5 protein-coding genes are annotated in these 3,878 nt (G+C 62.4%); 4 read left to right on the top strand and 1 reads right to left on the bottom strand.

Going from position 1 to position 3,878, the window contains the following annotated elements:
- On the bottom strand, nucleotides 1-267 hold a 267-nt coding region (locus tag EN969_RS20660), incomplete at its 3' end, for a helix-turn-helix domain-containing protein (protein ID WP_127419352.1).
- An 87-nt stretch (nucleotides 268-354) separates the two neighbouring features.
- Here EN969_RS20660 and hmgA point away from each other — a divergent pair.
- Genes hmgA through EN969_RS20640 form a run of 4 tightly spaced genes read left to right on the top strand, consistent with a single transcriptional unit; the run spans nucleotide 355 to nucleotide 3,869 of the window.
- Nucleotides 355-1,668, top strand: coding sequence for a homogentisate 1,2-dioxygenase (gene hmgA, locus EN969_RS20655; RefSeq protein WP_024505602.1), 1,314 nt, complete (start codon nucleotides 355-357; stop codon nucleotides 1,666-1,668).
- Between the two features lie 11 nt (nucleotides 1,669-1,679).
- The gene (locus EN969_RS20650; RefSeq protein ID WP_032899759.1) at nucleotides 1,680-2,567 is read left to right on the top strand and encodes an MBL fold metallo-hydrolase; all 888 of its coding nucleotides are present in this window, start codon (nucleotides 1,680-1,682) and stop codon (nucleotides 2,565-2,567) included.
- The gene (locus tag EN969_RS20645; protein ID WP_063167737.1) at nucleotides 2,564-3,577 is read left to right on the top strand and encodes a fumarylacetoacetate hydrolase family protein; all 1,014 of its coding nucleotides are present in this window, start codon (nucleotides 2,564-2,566) and stop codon (nucleotides 3,575-3,577) included. Before EN969_RS20650 ends, EN969_RS20645 begins: the two co-directional genes overlap by 4 nt.
- A gap of 4 nt (nucleotides 3,578-3,581) precedes the next feature.
- Entirely contained in the window at nucleotides 3,582-3,869 is a 288-nt protein-coding gene (locus EN969_RS20640) for a hypothetical protein (RefSeq protein WP_063167738.1), read from the top strand.
- The last annotated feature ends 9 nt before the right edge of the window (nucleotides 3,870-3,878 follow it).

The raw sequence follows: 3,878 nt of genomic DNA, 5'->3' as shown, positions 1-3,878 counted from the left end.
GCGCCGCCGCTCGAGTTCAGCCACGGCGCGTGAAACCTTGGTCTTGTGCATAGCCGATTGCTCGCCGAGTTCGGTCGCAGTCATCGTTCCATGCTGCCCCAGCCCCGAAAGGGTGCGCCATTCCGGCCGCGTCAGGCCATGGCTGTCCTTGTATATCCTCGAAAATTCGCGGCTGACGGCGTCGGCAAGCCGGTAGAGCCGGTAGGGCAGGAAGTTTTCCAGATTGAGAATTTCAGCCGCGTCGGACGCTTCGCTCCTGATCGCCATTTTTCAAAGCCGCCATTGATGGTTACATTTTCGATGGTTACAAATGAAACCAGTTTGGTCAATTGAGATCCATTCCGGGAGGAAGCAATGGCCTTTTCCTATATGCCGGGCTTCGGCAACGATTTTGAGACCGAGACGCTGCCCGGCTCGTTGCCGCAGGGACGGAATTCGCCGCAGCGGCCGGCCTACGGCCTCTATGCCGAGCAGCTTTCAGGCTCGCCCTTCACCGCGCCGCGCGGCACCAATGAGCGGTCCTGGCTCTACCGCATCCGGCCGAGCGTCAAGCACACCGGCCGCTTCAAGGCGGCGAGCTATCCCTTGTGGAAGAGTGCGCCCAATGTCGGCGATCATGAACTGGCGCTCGGCCAGTATCGCTGGAACCCGGTGCCGATGCCGAAGGAGCCGACCGATTTCATCGCCGGTATGCGCAGCATCACAACCGCTGGCGACGTGCTCGGGCAGACCGGCATGGCGGCGCATGTCTATGTCGCCAACACCTCGATGGCGGACGATCATTTTTTCAATGCCGACGGCGAGTTGCTGGTCGTGCCGCAAGTCGGCGCATTGCGCTTCGTCACCGAGATGGGCGTCATTGAGCTGCGGCCCGGCGAGATCGCCGTGCTGCCACGCGGTCTGGTCTTCAAGGTCGAGCTGGTCGACGCCGAAGTGCGCGGCTACGTCTGCGAGAACTACGGCGCCAAGTTGACGCTGCCCGATCGCGGCCCGATCGGCGCCAATTGCCTGGCCAACCCACGCGATTTCAAGACGCCTTGCGCCTGGTTCGAGGAGAAGGAAACGCCGTGCCGGCTGATCGTGAAATGGTGCGGCAATTTCCATGTCACCGAGATCGGCCATTCGCCGCTCGATGTCGTTGCCTGGCACGGCAACTATGCGCCCTACAAATATGATCTGGCGACCTTTTCACCGGTCGGAGCGCTTTTGTTCGACCATCCCGATCCGTCGATCTTCACCGTGTTAACGGCACCAAGCGGCGAGGAGGGCACGGCCAACATCGACTTCGTCATCTTCCCGCCGCGCTGGCTGGTGGCCGAAGATACCTTCCGGCCGCCCTGGTACCACCGCAACATCATGAGCGAGTTCATGGGCCTGATCCACGGCCAGTACGACGCCAAGGAAGAAGGTTTCGTGCCTGGCGGCATCAGCCTGCACAATCTGATGCTGGCCCATGGGCCGGATGCGCCTGGCTTTGAAAAGGCCTCGCGCGCGGAGCTGAAACCGGTCAAGCTCGACAACACCATGGCCTTCATGTTCGAGACCCGATTTCCGCAGATGCTGACCCGCTACGGCGCCGAGCTCGAAACCCGGCAGGACAACTACATCGACTGCTGGGCCGACCTGAAGAAGCGTTTCAACGGCACGCCCGAGGGCGACTGGTCTTGATCACCGAGCCAATGCCGGATCGGCTGGTGCTTTTGGGCTCGAAGGGTGGCCCGGCATTGCGGCCGGGTGGTCCATGGCCGAGTTCGTCGCTGCTGCAGATCGGCGGCCGCAGCATCGTCGTCGACTGCGGCCTTGGCGTGACGCGTGGTCTGGTCGATGCCGGCATCAGCCTGAAGTCGCTCGACCTGATCTTCATCACGCATCTGCACTCCGACCATGTGCTTGAACTGGGGCCGCTGATCCACACCGCCTGGACGGCGGGCCTCGCGACGCCCGTCGGCGTGTTCGGTCCGCCCGGCACCGGTCATTACTGGCGGCGCTTTTGCCAGGCGATGGAGTTCGACATCGAGATCCGCATCGTTGACGAAGGCCGGCCGGATATTCGCGATCTGGTGTCGATCAGCGAATTCGGCGAAGGCCAGGTGGTCGCGCAGGGCGGCTTGACGGTTTCGGCGCTGCGCGTCGAGCATCCGCCGGTGACCGATTGTTTTGCGCTTCGCTTCGAGCATGGCGCCAAAAGCGTGGTGTTCTCCGGCGACACGGCCTTTTATCCGCCGCTCGCCGATTTTGCCCGAGGCGCCGACATCCTCGTCCACGAAGCCATGCTGGAAGAAGGCATCGAGCGACTGGTGGCCAGGACCGGCAATGGTGCGCGGCTCAGAGAGCATCTGCTCGCCAGCCACAGCTTTGCCGAAGAGGCCGGCAGCATCGCAAGCGATGCCGGCGTGAAGAGATTGGTGCTCAACCACCTCATTCCGGCCGACGATTCTTTGATAGGCGAGGCCGACTGGACTGCCGCCGTCAGGAAAACTTGGAACGGCGACTTGACGATCGCCCGCGACGGTCTTGTTGTGGGCTTAAGCAGCGCCAAAGCTGCAGCAGGAGAGGAAACCGCATGAAGCTTGCCACATTGAAGGACGGGACGCGCGACGGGAAACTCGTCGTCGTCTCGCGCGACCTGACACGCTTCACCGACGCCTCGTTCCTGGTTCGCACGCTGCAGGCGGCGCTCGACGACTGGCGGCGCATCGCCCCGCATCTCGCGACAATAGCGGAATCGCTTGAGAACAATGCGATGCCGGCGGAGCGCTTCCACGAACATGACGCCCATTCGCCGCTGCCGCGTGCCTATCAATGGGCCGATGGCTCGGCTTACGTGAACCATGTCGAGCTGGTGCGCAAAGCGCGCGGCGCCGAGATGCCGGCGAGCTTCTGGACCGACCCGCTGATCTACCAGGGCGGCTCGGATTCTTTCATTCCGCCACGTGATCCGATCCGCACGGCTGACGAAGCCTTCGGCATCGACATGGAGGGCGAGGTCGCTGTCATCGTCGACGACGTGCCGATGGGTGCAAGCCTCGAAGAAGCAAAGGCAGCGATCCGACTGGTCATGCTGGTCAACGACGTTACGTTGCGCGCGCTCACCGGACCGGAACTGGCCAAAGGTTTCGGTTTTTTCCAATCAAAGCCGTCCTCGGCGTTTTCGCCGGTCGCTGTGACGCCGGACGAACTGGGTGATGCCTGGGACGGCGGCAAGGTCAGCCTGCCGCTGCTTGCCGATCTCAACGGCAAGCCGTTCGGCCGCGCCAATGCCGGTATCGACATGACCTTCGACTTTCCGGCGCTGATCGTTCATGCAGCAAGGACACGGCCATTGGCCGCCGGCACGATCATCGGTTCCGGCACCGTCTCCAACAAGCTCGACGGCGGGCCGGGCAAGCCTGTCTCGGCCGGCGGCGCCGGCTATTCCTGCATCGCCGAACTGCGCATGATCGAGACCATTGTGTCAGGCGAACCCAAAACGCCATTCCTGCGCTTCGGCGACACGGTGCGCATCGAGATGAAGGACAAGGCTGGGCATTCGATCTTCGGTGCCATCGAACAGAAGGTCGAGAAATACGAGAGGTAAGGGCATGACGGGGGTCTATCTGCTGGCCGGTGTCTGGGCACTCGCCATACTGGCGGTCTTCATCCAGGCGATCCGGCTGAGCTATCGCATAGAGGCGCGCTCGCCTGACCTGACCAACCGCAGCGGCTTTCCGCGCAAGGCGATGATGTTCCACACCATCACCAACATGGACGTCGCGCGGGACGCGGAAACGCAGAGCATGCGTCGGCGTATGAACTGGTTGCTGCTGATCGTTCTTGCTGGATTTGTCGTTATGTGGGCGGGCTTGTATCTGTCGCGGTCAACCGGATGACGTGATGAG

The organism is Mesorhizobium sp. M7A.F.Ca.CA.003.01.2.1 (assembly GCF_003998945.1).
Taxonomy (GTDB): domain Bacteria; phylum Pseudomonadota; class Alphaproteobacteria; order Rhizobiales; family Rhizobiaceae; genus Mesorhizobium; species Mesorhizobium ciceri.
This window is presented reverse-complemented; position numbering and strand designations above follow the sequence as displayed.